Raw genomic sequence first — 17,783 nt, 5'->3', positions numbered from 1 at the left:
GTCGATGTCTGATCGAGATCACGGGGGGTAATGATGGACGTCGCAGCGCAGCGTGCGAATTTACGGATGGCCGCGGCCGAAGTCGCGCAACGGATCCTGAGCGCGCCTCACGCCTATGCCTTGTTCCTCGATCTCGACGGAACTCTGCTCGACATCGCCGAGCGTCCCGATGCGGTTCGCGTCGAGCCGGGTCTCACGAGCGATCTCGATCGCCTGCGCGACAGTCTCGCCGGCGCGTTGGCGATCGTCTCGGGCCGCACGCTCGACGACATCGACGGCTTTCTCCATCCGCTGCGCTTCGACGCCGCCGCCGAGCACGGCGCGACGCTGCGTCTCGCCGATGGCGACGGCGCGTCGCTCGCCGCGACGATCGACCCCGACGTCATCGCCGCGGTCGAGACCGCGGCCGGGACATTCGCGGGCGTGACGGTCGAGCGCAAGCGCTCGGCGCTCGCGGTGCATTATCGCGCGGCGCCGCATGCGGCCGAAGCGCTCTCGGCAGCGTTGCGCGACATTCTCGCACGCTCCGGCGCCGAGCTGCGGCTGATCGCCGGCCGCTGCGTGTATGAGCTGACGCCGACGCTCGCGTCCAAGGCGCGCGCCGTCGAGCGTCTCTCCTCGTTCTTTCCCTTCGCCGGCCGCCGGCCCATCTTCATCGGCGACGACGCGTCGGACGAAGAGGCCTGCGTGCTGGTCGAGCGATCCGGCGGCGCCGCGCTCGCGGTCGCCGGCGAATATTTCGCTCCCGAGCGTTCGGCCTTCGCCGGGCCTGAGCAGGTTCGGCGCTGGATCGCGACGCTCGCCGCCGATCTCCGCGCCGCTTGCGGGGACCGTGGGCGATGAGGCGCGCCGCCGCATTGCTCGTCGCCGGGCGCCCGGAGGGAAAGCTGCTGTCGTCGCAAATGAAGGAGGCGCTGAGATATGGCGCCCTGAGCCTCGCCGTGATCGTCGGCTTGACTTTGGCCATCGTCCCTTTCGCACATTCGCTGATCGAGCAATGGTCGCGCCATGATGTGGAGCAGCGCTCGCGCCTCGTCTATAATTCGATCCAAGGCTCTGTCGTGCGCGCCATGGCGGACGAGGCCTGGGAACGGCTCGGCTCGATCTTCGAGAGCGTCGCGCAGGACGATCGCATCCTCGCCGTCGGCCTCTGCGACGAAAAGGGCGGTCTCGTCGAGCCGACGCGGCTGATGCCGCGCACCTTTTCCTGCGAGAAGGTCGCGCGCTCGGAGGCGGAGAGCTTCTCCAACATCTCGAGCGACGGACGGCATGTGCTGGTCGGCGCCTTTCCGATCGTCGACCGCGCGCGCAAGGCCTATCTGATCGTTCTTCACGATTTGAGCTTCATCGACGCGCGATCGGGCGAGGCGCAGACCTTCTTCGTCGCGGCGCTCGCTGGCGTTGCCTTGACGATCATGGGCGTCTCGGCGGTCTTCGCGGCGGTCCTGCTGCGCGGATGGATGGGCGCGCTGCGCCTCGCCGTCGAGGAGGCGCGGTTCGGCGGCCCGGCTCTGTCGGGCGGCCGCGAGCGCTCGGCGCTCGACAAGGAGATTCAAAAGCTGCTGCGCGAGGCCGAGGTCGGCCGCGTGCCGATCGAGACCGGACAGATCGAATGGTCGCCGGCGACTCTGCAAAATCTGCTGCGCGAGGCCTTGCCCGGCGCCGAGGTGCTGATCGTCTCCAATCGCGAGCCTTACATCCACAATCGTTCCGATGGCGGCGTCGTCGTGCAGACGCCGGCGAGCGGGCTGGTCTCGGCGCTGGAGCCGGTGATCCGCGCCTGCGGCGGCACATGGATCGCGCATGGCAGCGGCGACGCCGATCGCGAGACCGTCGACGAGCGCGACCGCATCGCCGTGCCGCCCGAGGCGCCGGCCTATTCGCTGCGCCGCATCTGGATCAGCGAGGAGGAGCAGGACGGCTATTATTACGGCCTCGCCAATGAAGGGCTGTGGCCGCTCTGCCATATCGCCTTCGTGCGGCCGGTGTTCCGCGAGGCGGATTGGCGCGCCTATGAGAAGATCAACGAGCGCTTCGCCGACGCCGTGGCGCGCGAGGCGCAGACCGATGATCCGATCGTGCTGGTGCAGGATTATCATTTCGCGCTCGCGCCGCGCATGATCCGCGAGCGGCTGCCCAAGGCGACCATCATCGCCTTCTGGCACATCCCCTGGCCCAACGCCGAGACTTTCGGCATCTGCCCGTGGAAGGAGCGCATCATCGAGGGCCTGCTGGGCAGCACGATCCTCGGCTTTCACACGCGCTTTCACTGCAACAACTTCTTCGAGACGGTCGATCGCTTCGTCGAGAGCCGCATCGATCGCGAGCATGGCACGGTGACGCTCGGCGGTCATGAGACCTTCGTGCGCGCCTATCCGATCTCGATCGACTGGCCGCCGAAGGCGCTCGCGGCGCAGCCGAGCGTCGAGGAATGCCGGCTGCAGACGCGCCGCTCCCTCGGGCTCGCGAGCGATGTGACGCTCGCGGTCGGCATCGAGCGTTTCGATTACACCAAGGGCATTCTCGACCGCATGAAGGCGGTGGATCTGCTGCTGACGCTCGATCCCACGCTGAAGGGGCGTTTCGTCTTCGTGCAGGCCGCGGCGCCGACGCGCAGCCGCCTGCCGACCTACAGCCGGCTGCAGAGCGAGGCGCAGGAGCTGGCGCGCGAGATCAACGCCCGCCACGGCGACGAGTCCTACCGGCCGATCCGGCTCGTCATCCGCCATCACGAGCCGGCGGAAGTGTTCGCTTTGTTCCGCGCCGCCGATCTGTGCATCGTCAGCAGCCTGCATGACGGAATGAATCTCGTCGCCAAGGAGTTCGTCGCCTCGCGCGACGACGAGCAGGGCGTGCTGGTGCTGTCGAGCTTCACCGGCGCCTCGCGCGAGATGGCCGAGGCGCTGATCGTCAACCCTTACAACATCCAGGAGATGGCCGAGGCCATCGGCATGGCGCTGCGCACTCCCGCCAATGAGCAGCGCGAGCGCATGCGGCTGATGCGCCAGCGCGTGCGCGAGCGCAATGTCTATCGCTGGGCGGGACAGATGCTGATCGACGCGGCGCGCAGCCGCCAGCAGCGGCGCATCCTCGACATCGCGGAGAAGAATCAGCGGCGATGAGGCGCGGCGCGATCGGCGCGCCGTCTCCGTCTCACGGCGGCTCAGCCGGCCCGCATCCGCGGCGTCTCCGCGCGGAGCGCGCGTCCGAGCGCCTCATAGATGCGCGGATCATCGGATTGCGAGACGTTGAAGCGGAGATAATCATGCGCCGTCTGGCCGAGGCTGAAGGCGTTGCCGGGCGCGAGCACGATTCCTTCGGCAAGGCAGCGTCGGGCGATTCGCGACGCGTCGGCGCCGTCCGGCAGGCGGGCCCAGACGAACATGCCCGAGCGGGGTTCGAGGAACGGCTCGATCCCGAGCGTGCGGAGCCGGCGGATGGTCGTCGTCATGGCGTCCGCGAGCCGGACGCGCAGCGCCTCCAGATGGCGGCGATAGCCGCCGTCCTTCAGCAGCGTCAGCACGATCTCGGCCGAGAGGCGCGGACCGCCGAACTGCGTGGCGAGGCCGATGTCGGCGATCTGGTCGATCCAGTCGGGCCGCGCCGCGATATAGCCGCAGCGGGCGGCGGCCGACAGCGTCTTGGAAAAGCTGCCGATCTGAATGACGTTTCGCAGGCCGTCCAGTGCGGCGAGGCGCGGCGTCGGAATCGTCTCGAAATCGGCGAAGATGTCGTCCTCGACGATGACGAGGCCGGCGGGCTCCGCGAGAGTCATCAGCCGATAGGCCGCGCCGGAGGATAGCGCGGCGCCGGTGGGATTATGCACGGCGGAATTGGTGACGTAGAGGCGGGGCTGCTTCTCCGCGAGGACCTTCGCGAAAATGTCGAGATCGGGACCGTTCGGCGTCATCGGCGCGCCGACCATATGGGCGCGATGCGCCTGCAGCAGAGCGCGAAAGTTGAAGTAGCAGGGATCGTCGATCAGCACCGTGTCGCCGGGCTCGATCAGGAAGCGGCAGACGAGATCGATCGCCTGCGTGCCGGAGCCGGTCAGCAGGATCTGGTCGGGCGTCGCGCCTATGTCCCGCTCGCCGAGCCGGCGGGCGATGAGGCCGCGAAGCGGCGCGAGGCCGAGAGGCTCCGAATAATCGGCGAGCGACGCGGCGCTGGCGCGGGCCGCCGCCTTCAGCGCTCGTCGGAGCGCCGCTTCCGGCGCCCAATCGGCCGGCAGCCAGCCGCAGCCCGGGCGCAGCATGCCGTCGCCGGCCTCCAGCGACTGACGCGACACCCAGAGCGGATCGACCTCGCGGTCGAGGCGCGGGCCGAGCTTGCCGAGCGCCAGCGGCGCGAGCGGCGCCGAGACATAAAAGCCGGAGCCGGGACGCGACCGGATCGTCCCCTCGGCGGCGAGACGCTCATAGGCCTCGACCACGGTCGAAACGGAAACGCCCATCGCGCCGGCGGCGCGCCGGACCGAGGGGAGGCGCGCCCCTGGGGTCAGCTGGCGCGCCGCGATCCGCTCTCGGATCGTCGTCATCACCAGCTCGATCCTCTTTTGCGGGCGAGAAGATCCGGTCAAGGCGTACCGCCTCTCGTATCATAACAGTTCTCGAAAACTGTATTCGTCTGTATCTGGCCGAGCAAGCGTCTTCGTCCGATCCTCCGCCTCGAAGCAGGGCGATCGCGTGAAGGATAAAATCCCGGACCCTCGTCCTGAGGAGCCGCTGCAAGCGGCGTCTCGAAGGACGGCCGCGAGCCGAAATCAAAGGCTTCTCCCGATTGCCGTCCTTCGAGACGCCCGCTTCGCGGGCTCCTCAGGACGAGGGGGGAGATAAATCCTTCGACCGATCGCCCTGCCTCGAAGAAAAAGGATATCGCGCATGGACAGGACGACGGAAGGCTGGCTGAACGGGGCCATCGGCATTTTGATCTTCAGCGGCTCGCTGCCGGCGACGCGCGTCGCGGTGGCGGGCTTCGATCCCATGTTCGTCACCGCGTCGCGGGCCTCGGTCGCGGGCCTGCTCGCCATCTGCATGCTGGCCCTCTTCCGCGACAATCGCCCGACCCGGCCCGAGCTGGTCTCGCTCGTCGGCGTGGCGCTCGGGGTCGTGGTCGGCTTTCCGCTGCTCAGCTCGCTGGCGCTGACGCAGATGACCTCGGCGCATTCGCTGGTCTTCGTCGGGCTGCTGCCCCTGACCACCGCGGCCTTCGGCGTGCTGCGCGGCGGCGAGCGGCCGCGCCTCGGCTTTTGGGCCTGCGCCCTCGCCGGCGCCGGCCTCGTGGTCGGTTTCGCCTGGACGCAGGGCGGCGGCGCGATATCGACCGGCGATCTGCTGATGCTCGGCGCGATCCTGGTCGCGGGCTTCGGCTATGCGGAAGGCGGACTGCTGTCGCGCCGGCTCGGCGGCTGGCGGGTGATCTGCTGGGCTCTTGCTCTGTCCTTTCCGGCGATGCTCGCCTGGACCGTCGCCGACTCACAACAGGCTTGGAGCCTCGCGCCGACAAGCTCCTGGCTCGCGCTCGTCTATGTCTCGCTGTTCAGCATGCTGATCGGCTTCGTGTTCTGGTATCGGGGGCTGGCGCTCGGCGGCATCGCCGCGGTCGGGCAGCTGCAATTGCTGCAGCCGCTGCTCGGTCTCGGACTCGCCGCGCTGCTGCTCGGCGAGCGGGTGGAGCTCTCCATGCTGCTGGTCACGCTCGGCGTCGTGGCCGCCGTCGCCGGCGCGAAAGGCTTCGCGAGATGATCGCTCAGGCCGGCTGCGCCTTCTCGGCCTCCTCGCGGGCGAGGGCGTTGTAGCGCCTCACGCCATAGGGAATGGCCGCGAGATAGGCGAGGCTGGCGAGGATCAGGGTCTCCATCGGATAGATGGCGAGCAGCAGCGCCGAGACGCCGACGCCGAACAAGACCAGGATCACCGAGTCGCGCGGAATGCGGCCGATGCGCTTGCCCGAAAGATGCGGAATGCGGCTCGCCATCAGAAAGGCGATGGCGAGCACATAGACGATGTAGAAGGCGACGAAGGGCTTCGAGCCCGGCAGCTCGGCGACCGAGAGATTGAGATAGAGCGGCAGCAGCACGGTGATGGCGCCGGCCGGCGCCGGCATGCCGACGAAGAAATCCGAGTGCCAGGCGGGACGGCCCGGCTGGTCCACGGTGACGTTGAAGCGGGCGAGGCGCAGCGCGCAGGCGATGGCGAAGACGAGCGCCGCGAACCAGCCGAGCCCCTTGATCTCGTGCAGCGACCACAGCCACAGGAGCAGCGCCGGCGCAACGCCGAAATCGACGAAATCGGCGAGCGAATCGAGCTCCGCGCCGAAGCGTGACGTTCCCTTCAGCGCGCGCGCGAGGCGGCCGTCGAGCCCATCGAGCACGGCGGCGGCGATGACCGCGGTCACCGCGGTGTCGAACTTGCCCTCTGTCGCATAGCGAATGGCGGTGAGGCCCATCGACAGCGCCAGCAGCGTGACGAGATTGGGCAGCACCACGCGCAGCGGAATGGCGCGGAAGCGCAGGCGCCGCCGCTCGGAAGGCGTCAGCTCGCCCTGCGGATCGGGGCGGTCGTCGAAAGAGGCGTTCATCAGCGATTCCCCCGCGGGGCGGTGCGTCAGCCGGCCTTGAAGCTCAGCGGCGCGGCGGTGGAGGTCACATCGGCGAGAATGGTCTCGCCGGCGATGGCGCGCGAGCCGACGGCGACGCGCGGCTTCACATTGGTCGGCATGTAGACATCGACGCGCGAGCCGAAGCGGATGAGGCCGAAGCGATCGCCGACGCCGATCGGCTCGCCCTCCTGCACGAAGCAGACGATGCGCCGCGCGACGAGGCCGGCGATCTGCACGACGCCATAGCGCCCCGAGGGCGCCTCGATGATGATGCCGTTGCGCTCATTGTCCTCGCTCGCCTTGTCGAGATCGGCGTTGAGGAAGATGCCGGGCTTATAGGCGATCTTGACGACGCGGCCGGTGATCGGCGCGCGATTCACATGCACGTCGAAGACGCTCATGAAGATGGAGACGCGCTGCAGCGGCTCGGCGCCGAGGCCGAGCTCGGGCGGCGGCAGGAAGAAGCCGATGGAGCAGACGATTCCGTCGGCCGGCGCCACCACCAGCCCTTCGCGCAGAGGCGTCAGGCGCTGCGGATCGCGGAAGAAATAGACGCACCAGCCGGTGGCGATGAAGCCGATCCAGCCCAGCGTCGAGGAAATCCAATGCAGCAGGAGAGCGGCGATGGCGAAGGCGGCGATGAAAATATAGCCTTCGGGATGCACCGGCACGAGCGATTTGCGGACCGATTCGAAGATCGACATGGAAAGAGGCTCCGTCGCTCGGCAGGGTCATGGAATCGGCGGGCGCCGGCCTTCCGAGGACCATCCTGCGGCTTCATGGAAGCCCGAGCGGTCGCCCGGGGCTCCGGCGTCGCCGGCGGGCAGACTATTGGCATTTCGCCGCGTGAAAGTCACGGGGGGCGGCGGGCGATGGCGCGCGGGACGGGGCAGGGCGGGCGTCGCGGGGGCGAAACCGCTTGCCTTATCCGCGCGCCGTGACAATGGTCTCGCCGCGGCGGCCGCATTGTGGGCATGCGCGCCGCTGATCCGGATCGCCGCGCCCGGCCCGCGCGATCGAAGCCCGAGGTTTTTCGTTGACAGCTGTCCCATGCGGCGTGCGGGCGCCGGCGCTCGCACTATCCGTGGCCGCGCTCGCTGTCGCCGTCGGCGCGCTTTCTCTGCTCGTCGGTCCGGCGCCTCTGTCGCCCGGGGAGGTCGCCGCCGCGGTCCTCGGCGACGCCGACCCGATCGTTTCGGACATCGTCTGGCAGATCCGCGCCCCGCGCGCCGCGCTCGCTTTGCTGATCGGGGCGATGTTGGGATTGTCCGGCGCCGCGCTGCAGGGGCTGCTGCGCAATCCGCTCGCCGATCCGGCCGTGATCGGCACGTCCAGCTCGGCTTCGCTCGGCGCGGTGATCGCGCTGTATTTCGGGGTCGCCGCCGCCGCGCCGCTGGCCCTGCCGCTGATGGCGGTGGCGGGCGCTCTCGTCGGGCTGCTCGCGCTGCTGCCTCTCGCGCGTCGAGGGGAGGGGCCGTCGACCCTCATTCTCGCCGGCGTCGCCATGTCGGCGCTCGCCGGCGCCGGCGTCTCCTTGGCGCTCAATCTCGCGCCCAATCCCTTCGCCGTGTCGGAGATCGCGTTTTGGCTGCTGGGCTCGCTGAGCGACCGGTCGGTCCGGCACGTCTTGCTGGCGGCCCCCTTGATTGCCGCCGGAGCCGCTCTGATCCTTTTGCAGGCTCGCGCCCTGGACGGCCTCGCTCTCGGCGAGGACGCCGCGCGCAGCCTCGGCTTCGACCTCGACCGGGTGGGGACGGCGATCGCGGCGGGCGTCGCCATCGGCGTGGGCGCCGCCGTCGCCGTCGCCGGCTCGATCGGTTTTGTCGGCCTCGTCGCCCCTTATCTGGCGCGTCCCTTCACCGATCAGAGGCCGAGCCAGTGCCTGCTGCCGTCAGCCTCGACCGGCGCCCTGCTGCTCGGCCTCGCCGATGTGGCCGTCCGGCTGGTTCCGACCGCGTCCGAGCTTCGTCTCGGGGTCGTGACCGCCCTGATCGGGGCGCCGGTCTTCATCGTCCTCCTGCTGCGGCCCCGGGCCGAGGAGCCGAGCCGTTGAGCGGCCTGAGCATCCGCGGCCTTTGCGTCGACCTCGGCGGAACGCCGGTTCTGCGCGGCGTCGATCTCGAGGCGGGGCCGGGCGCGCTGGTCGGACTGCTCGGACCGAATGGCGCAGGCAAATCGACCTTTCTGCGCGCCATTTGCCGGCTGGCTCCCGCCCGCTCGGGAACGGTCGCCTGGAACGGCCGGCCGCTCGCCCGCATGAGCGTGCGCGAACGGGCGACGAGCTTCGCCTATCTGCCGCAGGGCCAGACCTTGCACTGGCCGCTCAGCGTTCGTCGACTCGTCGAGATCGGGCGGCTGCCGCGCCTCGGGCCGCTCGGCCGGGTCGGCGCGGCGGATCGGGCCGCGGTCGAGGCTGCGATGGCTGCCGTGGACGTCGCCCATCTCGCCGAGCGCGCCGCGACGAGCCTCTCGGGCGGCGAGCGGGCGCGGGCGCTGCTGGCGCGGGCCCTCGCGGTCGAGGCGGCCGTGCTGCTGGCCGACGAGCCGACGGCCTCGCTCGATCCCTGCCACGCCGTCGAGATCATGCAGGCGCTGAGACGCATCGCGCGAACGGGTCGCCTCGTCCTCGCCATCACCCACGATCTCGGTCTCGCGCAGCGCTTCTGCGATCGAGTCGTGCTGCTCGACCAGGGACGGATCGTCGCCGACGGCCCGCCCGACGAGGCGCTCACCTCCGAGCGGCTGCGGACGGTCTACCGTGTCGATCCGGCGATGCTTTCGGGTTGGGCGCCGGCCGGCGCCGCCGGTTGACGCGCCCCGCGCCGCTTCGCCCGCGCCTGATTCCACGACTGTTGCCGATTTGACACAGCGCCCCACAAAAAGCCGAGACGAGCGTTTCGATCGCGCGCCTCTGTTGACGCTGCTCGTATTTGTCCGTACGTCTCGACGCGAAGCCGCCGGCTCTCTTCGAAAGGGCCGGCAACAGGCTGGATGCTTTTCAAGCCCGGTGGGTTTCGGCCGCGGCGGATCGAAAACCAGATATAGAATCGATGAGGGCCTTGTCATGAGATTTTCCCTGGCTGCTGCAACGCTCGCGCTCGCCGTTTCGGCCGGATCCGCGCTCGCCGCCGATCTTCCTTCGAAAAAGGCCGCGCCCCTGCTGCCGCCTCCTCCTCCGCCGCCGCTGTGGACCGGCTTCTACGTCGGCCTGAATGCGGGCTACACCTGGGACGAGAGAGGCAATGTCCTCGTCAACTCTCCCGCCAGCATCTGGGCCGTCGGCGTCAGCGGCAGCGGCGTCGCATCGCCCTCCAGCGATGGCTTCATCGGTGGCGGCCAGATCGGCTATAATTATCAGTTCGGCCAGACCTTCGTCGTGGGCGTCGAGGCCGATATCCAGGGCATCGGCAGCAGCGGCAACACCGCGACCCGCACCAATTTCTTGACTCCGGTCACCTCGACCATCTCCGCTTCGAAGCAGCTCGACTATCTGGGCACGGTGCGCGGCCGGCTCGGCTATCTCGTGACGCCGACGCTGCTCGTCTATGGCACGGGCGGCCTCGCCTATGGCCAGACCAATCTGAGCGCGACTGTCTCCCAGTCCGCGCCGGGCGGCGCGGTCGGCTCGTCGAGCGTCAGCTTCTCCGATACGCGCGTGGGTTGGACCGCAGGCGGCGGCGTCGAATGGCTGTTCCTGCCGCAGTGGAGCGCGAAGGTCGAGTATCTCTATTACGATCTCGGCCGGACGAGCGCGTCGAGCCCGCTCACCTTCCAGGGCGGCCAGGTCGGCTTCACGACGGTCTCCAGCCAGTTCAAAGGCCATGTCGTGCGCGCCGGCGTGAACTATCACTTCAACCTGTTCTCGCCGCCGGCGGCTCCGGTCGTCGCCAAATATTGATCGGCCATTCAGCGGATCGATCGAGAAGTCTCTGTCTCCGTTGCAGCATAAAGCCCGGCCGGACGGCCGGGCTTTTTCGATTCGATATGAATTCCTCGACGGCAGGTCGAGCCATCGTCGTGGATTAACGTCGGCTTTACCGTGATATTGTAAAAATCTGCCCTGTGAACGCTGCGTGAATTGTCTCGAGTCGGCGGCGTTTTTCTCGATTCCGCGTAACGAATCGATGCTCGCGCGCGCCGCAGCATGCGGCTGGCGCGCGTGTCGAATCTCGTCGAAAGGGCAATCCCATGAAAACATCCGTTCTCGCCACGGCCGCATTCATCGCGGCCCTGACCGCCGGCTCGGCCATCGCGGCCGATCTGCCGTCGCGCCGCCTGCCTCTGCTGCCGCCGCCCCCGCCGCCGCCGCTGTGGAGCGGCTTCTATCTCGGCTTCAACGCCGGCGCGACCTTCGGCGGCGGCCCGACCCACACCACTGCGGTCCCCGGCGTCGCCGCCGCGGCCTGGGGCGCCAATCTGGCGACCTCCGCCGCGCTGACGACCGGGAGCTACCCGGCCGACGACGCGCGCTTCCTCGGCGGCGGCCAGATCGGCTATAATTTCCAGTTCGGGTCCTCCTGGGTGATCGGCCTCGAAGCCGATATTCAGGGCGTCGCCGGCTCGCGCAGCACGGCCAAGAGCTCCAGCATCGGAGTTCCGGCGGGCGTCCTCGAATTCATCACCTCCGACACGAACGCCGCCAAGACGCTCGATTATCTCGGCACCGTGCGCGGCCGCATCGGCCTCCTCGCGACTCCGACGCTGCTTCTCTACGCGACCGGCGGTCTCGCTTATGGCGATGTCGGATCGAGCGTCTCGATCAGCCAGGCAAATCTCCCCTTCGCTCCGTCCTTCGCCTCGTTCGGCCGCTACTCGGACTTGCGCGTCGGCTGGACCGCCGGCGGCGGCCTGGAATGGCTGTTGGCGCCCAAATGGAGCGTCAAGCTCGAATATCTCTATTATGATCTCGGCAGCGTGAACTACGCCTTGTCCACCCTGTCCTTCCCCGGATTCTACGCCAGCACGCCGTTCGCGAAGACGCGCTTCGACGGTCATGTCGCGCGAATCGGCCTCAACTATCATTTCAACTGGTCGGAGCCGGCCCCGGTCATGGCGAAATACTGAAACTCGCCCATCCGCTCTGAGAAAACCGAAGCCCGGCCGATCAGCCGGGCTTCGCCGTCAGAGGCGGGCCAGAAACGCCTCTATGCCGGCGAAGTGGCTCGGCCAGTCGGGCGCTGCGAAGTCGCGAGCCGAATGGGCCGCGGCGAGACGCCGGGGCCCGCGGCGGTCGGCGAAAGCGAGGATCGCCTCGCTCCATCCCTTCCCGTCGATCGGCGACAGAAACAGCGCGCTCCCCCGCGCCACCTCGCGAAAACTCGCAATATCCGAGACGATCGCCGGCGTCCCGAGGGCGAGCGCCTCGACCACGGGCATGCCATAGCCTTCGGCGAAGCTCGGCATCAACAGGGCGTTGGCGTTGGCGAGGAGCCGGCGCAGGCTCGGCGCCGAGAGATCGTGAACCCAGCGAACCGCCTTTCGCAGCGCCTCGCAGCGGCGCAGCATGTCGACGACAGCTTCGTTCTCCCAGCCGCGGCCGCCGACCAGCACGAGCTTCGGCGTCGGCGCGCCGGAGGCGGCGAGCGCGCGCCAGACATTTAAAAGCAAAAGGTGATTCTTGCGCGGCTCCAGCGTCGAGACGGCGACGAAATAGGGGCTTTCGGCGAGCGCCGGATCGTCATCGCCGGCGCTCTTTTCCCCGAGTGTCGAGGCGAGCGGCTGCACGCAAATGGGCGGCGCCGGCCGTCCGTGCGCGGAAATTTCGCGCTCCAGCCGATCGGCGACGACCGTCGTCGTGGCAATCAGCGCGCAGGCGTGGCTCAGAATGGTCTCGAGCCGGCGGCGAAACAGTCGCTCATAGCCGCGGCGGAAGAATTCGGGACGATCGAGCGGCAGGAGATCATGCACGAAGAACACCGGCCGCACATCCGGCCGCCGCGACAGCCAATCGAACAAAAGCGGAAATTCGCAGGCGTGCTGGGCGATGTTGAGATAGATCGCCGATTGCGGGATCGCGCTCGAGGCGTCGTGAGCGAGACGCCAGCGCGTCTGCCGCCAGAGCTCGCCCAATCGAGAGCGACGGGCTCGCTCGCGCGGCGTTTCGGACGCGCCGAGTAGCCATGCGCGCAGGCCCTCCCAGCCGTCGTCCGGCGAGGTGGCGCCTTGCGGCGCGATCTCGCCGAGCAGAACCTCGAGACGCTCGCGCGCAAAAAGATGCGGCCGCGGAACAGCATAATGCGCGGCGCAGGCGAGGCGAGGATGGGCGGCGAAATGGCGGGCGTAGGCGAGATCGACGCAGCCTATGCCGGCCGAGCCGATCGCGCGTCCGCGCGAGACGAGATGCGTGGCGTCATAGACGATCGGCCGGCTCATCGGCGCTCACCAGAGCGCGACATGCCGCGCATAGAGCGACAGGCCGGGATGATGGAACGGATCGTCGCGAATGACCTTGCGCCAGCGGTCGCGGAAATAGGCGCGCGAATTCGCATAGACGCTCATCGGCCGGAACATCGCCGCGCCGCGCGAGGCCGACTCCAAATGCACGAGCCGCGCCTCGGGGACATAGCGATTGGTCCAGCCGCGCTCGGCGAGGCGCAGGCAGAGATCGGCGTCGTTGAACTCGATCGGCAGATGCTCGGCGTCGAAGCCGCCGACCGCCTCGAACTTGCGGCGCTCCACCGCCATGCAGGCCGCGGTGACGGCGGTCGTCTCACGGGGATGACGCGCGCGGTCGAGCCAGCAGGGCGCCTCGGGCGGGACCAGCGCGCCGAAATGGCCGGCGTCCTGGCCAATGCCGATCACGACGCCCGCATGCTGCACGCGCCCGTCCGGGAAGGTGAGCAGAGCGCCGATCGCGCCGGCCTCCGGCTCGAGAGCGGGGCGCGTCAGCCGCTCGAGCCAGTCGGGCGACAGAACGATGGTGTCGTTGTTGAGAAAGACGAGGACCTCGCCGTTCGTCGTCGCCGCCGCGTCATTGTTGAAGCTGGCGAAATCGAAGGGTCCCGGCCGCTTCACGACGCGCACGCGCGGGTCCTGCGACGCTTTGTCGAGAATGGCGAATGTCTCGGCGCGCCGGCTGCCATTGTCGACGATTACGAGCTCGAAGGACGGATGCGTGGAGAGCCGCAGCACGCTGTCGAGACAGGGGCCGAGCAACTCGGGCCGGTCGCGCGTCAGCAGAATGATCGAGGCCGAGGGCGGCGCGACAGGCGCGGGCGGGGCGGCGAGCTCCGCCGGCTCCGGCGCAGCATCGTCGCGGGTCAGCAGCCAGCGGCGCAGCTGGACGATGCGCTCCGGCTCGAGTCCGAGCGCGGCGGCGCGAATCGCGCCGGCGAGCGCTGTCTCGTCGGGCCAATCGCGAGCCGGCGCCGCCAGCGCCGCCGTCGCGGCGAAGACGCCGCGGCCGAGATAGGGCCGAGCGCGCTCGAATACCGGGCTCCAGCCGGGCTTGAAGCTCGGCCGACGCCCCTCCGGCGTGCGAATGATCTCGTCCACATAGAACAGCCGCGCCTGCGGCGATCGGGCCGCCGCTTCGGCGAGGCAGGCGAGCGCATGCGGCGCGAGCTCGTCGCCTGCGCGCAGCCGGCAGATGAAATCGGCGTCCTGGGGGAGGGCGGCCGCGCGCGCGGCGCAAAAACGCGCGTCCGAGCGCGCGGCGACGAGGGCGCGCGCCTCCGCATCCTCATTGACGACGACGAGCCGCGCGCGCGGGTAGAGCTGCGCCGCGACCGAGTCGAGAGTGCGCGCCAGTGCGTCCGGCGCGCCGCCGCGGGCGAAGACGATGATCGCGAACAGCGGGCCGGCGCTCCAATCGCCGCGCGGCGCGTCGATTCCTCCCGGGTCGAAGGCGCGCTCGCGCCGCGCCAGAAAGGCGTCGAAGCTCTCGACCGGCTCGGAATTGGTCGCCCAGTCCAGGGCGTTCTCGGCTTCGGCCGCATAGCCGAACAGCGTCGGCAGGAAATAGGACCAGAGCTTGCCCGGCTTGCGTCGCCAGACGCAGGCGAGCATTTCGCCGAGCGAGACGGGGCGGATCGCTTCGATCTCGAACGAGAACGGCCCTGCGCGATTGGTCGGGGAGATCGAGACGGCGCGCGTTCCGTTCGGCAGGGCGCCGCGCCAGACGCCCGCGCCTGCGACGGGACCCGGTAGGATACGCTCGACGTCGCCGCGTTCGGTCGAAAAACGCAGAACTGGCCGAACCGGATCGTCGAGCAGGCTCGCGCGAAATGTGATCTCGACGAAGGGGCCGCGGCCGAGGTCCGCCTCTATCCGCAGCCAGGGCTCGTCCGATTGCGACTCGAAACGCCCGTCTGAGCGAATGACGCCCTCATCGGGCACGAGCTCGATCGCCGCACGCGTCACTCCGACACCCCTCCACGTCCTTCCACGATCGCGATTCGCACGATGGATGGTAAACGAGCCGCTCCGGGCGTTCACCATCCCGCAGAGGCTATTTTGTGGCGTCGTCCGCGTTATCTCACGTCGACGCGAACCATCGCGCCAGCGGCGACGCATCATCTCCGCCGTCGAACCGCCGAGCGCGTCGCGCGAAAGGGAGAGCGTCAATGCTTCGGCCGAACGGACCGCCCCGACACGCACAGCAGAACCGGCTGACACGCGGTCTCGACCTCGCGACGCTGCCGATCTCGCAATTGCTGGAGACGCTCGGCGTCGACGCGGCCCATGGCCTTTCCGCCGCCGAAGCGCGCAAGCGTCTTGCGATCTTCGGACCCAATGCGCTCGTCGAGCGGCGCGTCGGCTTTTTGCGAAAGGTCCTGCGCTATTTCTCTGGACCCATGGCATATATGATCGAGGCGGCCGCGCTCGTTTCCGCCATCATCGGCCATTGGGGCGATTTTTCCATCATCCTCGCGCTGCTGCTGTTCAACGCCGGCCTCGAGGCCTGGCAGGACCGCAAGGCCTCCGATGCGCTGGCCGCGCTGAAGAAGGGGCTCGCGCCCGAGGCGACGCTGCTGCGCGACGGCGAGTGGCGCACGGCGCCGGCCGCGGGGCTCGCGCCCGGCGACATTGTGAAGGTGCGGCTCGGAGTGGTCGTGCCCGCCGATGTTCGCCTCCTCGGCGGCGATTATATCTCGATCGACCAGGCCGCGCTCACCGGCGAGTCTCTCCCCGTCGCCAAAAAGCGCGGCGACCTCGCTTATTCGGGCAGCATCGTGAAGCAGGGCGAGATGACCGGCGTCGTCATCGCCACCGGCTCGCGCACGTTCTTCGGCCGCACCGCGAGCCTCGTCGAAGGCGCGGGCGCGGCGAGCCATGCGCAAAAGGCCATGTTCGAGATCGGCGATTTTTTGATGGTCGTGGCTGTCGCTCTCGCGCTGGTCATGGTGATGGTGCGCGTCTATCGCGATCTCGTCATCGTCGACGATTGGGGACTTGCGGACGCGCTCTCGATTCTGCAATTCGTGCTGGTGCTGCTGGTCGCCTCCATTCCGGTGGCGATGCCGGCGGTGTTCTCGATCACCATGGCGCTGGGCGCGCTGGCGCTGTCGAAGCAGAAGGCCATCGTCTCGAAGCTCTCGGCGATCGAGGAGATGGCCGGAGTCGACATTCTCTGCTCCGACAAGACCGGGACGCTGACCAAGAACGAGCTCACCGTGGGCGAGCCGCTTCTCGTGCAGGGGCGGGACGCGCAGGATTGCATTCGCGCCGCCGCGCTCGCCTCGCGCGCCGAGGATCGCGACGCGATCGACACGGCGGTGCTGGGCGCCTTGCGGGACAAGCATGCGATCGACGGATACAGGCTCGAGAAATATACGCCTTTCGATCCGGTGACGAAGCGCACCGAGGCGCGCGTCGCCGCGCCGGACGGCAAGACGCTCGTCCTCGCCAAAGGCGCGCCGCAGGCGATCGTGCAGCTCGCCGCGGCGCCGCCCCATGTCGCCGAGGCGGTGAAGGCGATCGTCGCCGACCTCGCCGCCAAGGGCTCGCGCGCGCTCGCCGTGGCGCGTTCCGAGGACGGCGGTCAGACCTATCAGGTGCTCGGCGTGCTGCCGATGTTCGATCCGCCGCGCGACGATTCCAAATCGACCATCGCGGCGGCGCGCGCAAAGGGATTGCGCGTGGAGATGGTGACCGGCGACGACACCGCCATCGCCAAGGAGACCGCGCGCCAGCTCGGGCTCGGCGACAATATCATCTCGGCGGCCGATGTGTTTCCGAAGGAGTTCGATCCGAACAATCTGCCGCCCGACATCGCGCAGGCGGTGGAGCGCGCCGACGGCTTCGCCCGCGTCTTTCCCGAGCATAAATATGCGATCGTCAAGGCGCTGCAGAAGAGCGGCCATATCGTCGCCATGACCGGCGACGGCGTCAATGACGCGCCGGCGCTGAAGCAGGCCGATTGCGGGGTCGCCGTCTCGGGCGCGACCGACGCCGCGCGCGGCGCCGCGGCGCTGATCCTCACGGCGCCGGGCCTCTCGGTGATCAGCAGCGCGATCGACGAGGCGCGGCGCATCTTCGGCCGCATCGAGAGCTACACGCTCTATCGCGTCGCGCTCACCATCGACATCATGTTCGTCGTCCTGCTTTCGACTGTGTTCCTCGATTTCGCGCCGCTGACCACGGCGATGATCGTCGTGCTGTCGCTGCTCGACGACGGGCCGATCATGACCATCGCCTATGACAACACGCCGGTGAGCCGCACGCCGATCCGCTGGCGCATGCCGCGCCTGCTCGCGGTGTCGAGCGTGCTCGGCATGTTTTGTGTGCTCGAATCCTTCGGCCTCCTGCTCATCGGCGTGCGCGCGCTGTCGCATCCGTCGGCGCAGGCGCTGCTCGGCATTTCGACGTCGCAGCAATTGCAGACGATGATGTTCCTGCAGCTCGTCGTCGGCGGCCACCTGCTGCTGCTGGCGGCGCGCACGGAGCGCTGGTTCTTCCTGCCGCCGTTCCCGGCCGCAAAGCTGTTCTTCGCGATCCTGCTCACCCAGATCGTCGCTGTGGCCCTGTGCTATTTCGGCTGGCTGGTTCCGGCGATTCCGCTGCGGCTCATCGGCCTCGTCTGGCTCTATTGCCTCGCCTTTATGTTCGTCCTCGGCTTCGTGCGCCGGATCTGCGAGCGCTTCGCCGACGGACGCACCATGCGCAAGACCAAGAGCGTCGAGTTGGTGCATCGGCCGCTCACGCCACATCCGGCCGTAAGGCCCTTCAAATCGGCGTCGTGA

13 protein-coding genes are annotated in these 17,783 nt (G+C 68.7%); 8 read left to right on the top strand and 5 right to left on the bottom strand.

Annotated features, from left to right (window positions below; all coding sequences use genetic code 11):
* The first annotated feature begins 66 nt into the window (after positions 1-66).
* Positions 67-843, top strand: a complete 777-nt coding sequence (gene otsB, locus K3F48_RS03485; RefSeq protein WP_222574010.1) for a trehalose-phosphatase — start codon at positions 67-69, stop codon at positions 841-843.
* A gap of 59 nt (positions 844-902) precedes the next feature.
* The gene (locus K3F48_RS03480; protein ID WP_222574101.1) at positions 903-3,122 is read left to right on the top strand and encodes a trehalose-6-phosphate synthase; all 2,220 of its coding nucleotides are present in this window, start codon (positions 903-905) and stop codon (positions 3,120-3,122) included.
* 41 nt (positions 3,123-3,163) lie between these two features.
* Here the strand turns inward: K3F48_RS03480 and K3F48_RS03475 are convergent, their stop codons facing one another.
* Positions 3,164-4,537 carry a PLP-dependent aminotransferase family protein gene (locus tag K3F48_RS03475; protein ID WP_222574009.1) on the bottom strand — a complete coding sequence of 458 codons (1,374 nt, stop codon included), beginning with the start codon at positions 4,535-4,537 and terminating at the stop codon, positions 3,164-3,166.
* Positions 4,538-4,880: 343 nt separating this feature from the next.
* On the opposite strand from K3F48_RS03475, the gene K3F48_RS03470 reads away from it, so the two are divergent.
* The gene (locus K3F48_RS03470; protein WP_222574008.1) at positions 4,881-5,744 is read left to right on the top strand and encodes a DMT family transporter; all 864 of its coding nucleotides are present in this window, start codon (positions 4,881-4,883) and stop codon (positions 5,742-5,744) included.
* 4 nt (positions 5,745-5,748) lie between these two features.
* On the opposite strand, the gene pssA is transcribed toward K3F48_RS03470, so the two are convergent.
* Together pssA and K3F48_RS03460 are read right to left on the bottom strand one after the other, a co-directional pair.
* A complete protein-coding gene (gene pssA, locus K3F48_RS03465; RefSeq protein WP_222574007.1) occupies positions 5,749-6,579 on the bottom strand; it encodes a CDP-diacylglycerol--serine O-phosphatidyltransferase in 831 nt (276 codons plus the stop codon).
* A 26-nt stretch (positions 6,580-6,605) separates the two neighbouring features.
* Positions 6,606-7,304 carry a phosphatidylserine decarboxylase gene (locus K3F48_RS03460; RefSeq protein WP_222574006.1) on the bottom strand — a complete coding sequence of 233 codons (699 nt, stop codon included), beginning with the start codon at positions 7,302-7,304 and terminating at the stop codon, positions 6,606-6,608.
* 332 nt (positions 7,305-7,636) lie between these two features.
* On the opposite strand from K3F48_RS03460, the gene K3F48_RS03455 reads away from it, so the two are divergent.
* The 4 genes from K3F48_RS03455 to K3F48_RS03440 all read left to right on the top strand — a co-directional run bounded on the left by K3F48_RS03455 (position 7,637) and on the right by K3F48_RS03440 (position 11,664).
* On the top strand, positions 7,637-8,653 hold the full coding sequence (locus K3F48_RS03455) for an iron ABC transporter permease (RefSeq protein WP_222574005.1): 1,017 nt from the start codon (positions 7,637-7,639) through the stop codon (positions 8,651-8,653).
* Positions 8,650-9,411 carry an ABC transporter ATP-binding protein gene (locus tag K3F48_RS03450; RefSeq protein ID WP_222574004.1) on the top strand — a complete coding sequence of 254 codons (762 nt, stop codon included), beginning with the start codon at positions 8,650-8,652 and terminating at the stop codon, positions 9,409-9,411. The genes K3F48_RS03455 and K3F48_RS03450 overlap by 4 nt, the downstream gene beginning before the upstream one ends.
* Positions 9,412-9,664: 253 nt before the next feature.
* Positions 9,665-10,498 (top strand): outer membrane protein, encoded by an 834-nt coding sequence (locus K3F48_RS03445; RefSeq protein WP_222574003.1) that lies wholly within the window; start codon positions 9,665-9,667, stop codon positions 10,496-10,498.
* A gap of 290 nt (positions 10,499-10,788) precedes the next feature.
* Positions 10,789-11,664, top strand: coding sequence for an outer membrane protein (locus tag K3F48_RS03440; RefSeq protein ID WP_222574002.1), 876 nt, complete (start codon positions 10,789-10,791; stop codon positions 11,662-11,664).
* A 57-nt stretch (positions 11,665-11,721) separates the two neighbouring features.
* Here K3F48_RS03440 and K3F48_RS03435 read toward each other — a convergent pair whose 3' ends face one another.
* On the bottom strand, positions 11,722-12,972 hold the full coding sequence (locus K3F48_RS03435; RefSeq protein WP_222574000.1) for a glycosyltransferase family 1 protein: 1,251 nt from the start codon (positions 12,970-12,972) through the stop codon (positions 11,722-11,724).
* Between the two features lie 6 nt (positions 12,973-12,978).
* On the bottom strand, positions 12,979-14,961 hold the full coding sequence (locus K3F48_RS03430) for a glycosyltransferase family 2 protein (RefSeq protein WP_222573999.1): 1,983 nt from the start codon (positions 14,959-14,961) through the stop codon (positions 12,979-12,981).
* Positions 14,962-15,164: 203 nt separating this feature from the next.
* On the opposite strand from K3F48_RS03430, the gene K3F48_RS03425 reads away from it, so the two are divergent.
* Positions 15,165-17,783, top strand: a complete 2,619-nt coding sequence (locus tag K3F48_RS03425; protein ID WP_222573998.1) for a plasma-membrane proton-efflux P-type ATPase — start codon at positions 15,165-15,167, stop codon at positions 17,781-17,783.

Origin of the sequence: Methylosinus sp. Sm6 (genome assembly GCF_019802345.1) — a bacterium.
Taxonomy (GTDB): domain Bacteria; phylum Pseudomonadota; class Alphaproteobacteria; order Rhizobiales; family Beijerinckiaceae; genus Methylosinus.
Note: the sequence above shows the minus strand (reverse complement) of the source record. Positions and strands in the feature narration are given on the sequence as shown.